Annotated in this window: 1 pseudogene; it reads left to right on the forward strand. The window is 75.5% G+C overall.

From position 1 onward, the window contains the following. A pseudogene (locus KVT45_RS55560) lies at positions 1-241 on the forward strand (sugar hydrolase); the annotation flags it as partial.

The raw sequence follows: 241 nt of genomic DNA on the forward strand, positions 1-241 counted from the left end.
CGACCCAGAGCAGCGGCACCGGCACCACCGCCTCCGCCGGTTTCGCCCCGTACGCCGACACCTCCCTCTACCCGGCGGTCGTCCTCCTCGCGGCGGCGAACGCGCCCGGCGTGAAGAACTACAACCTCGCCTTCGTCACCGACGGCGGCGGCTGGACGGCCAAGGTGGGCGCGGGGACGGGCCTTGCGAGCGACCGGGGGGCGTCCCAGATCGGCGCCCTGCGCGCCAAGGGCGGTGACGG

The organism is Streptomyces sp. GbtcB6 (assembly GCF_019091475.1).
Classification (GTDB): domain Bacteria; phylum Actinomycetota; class Actinomycetes; order Streptomycetales; family Streptomycetaceae; genus Streptomyces; species Streptomyces hyaluromycini.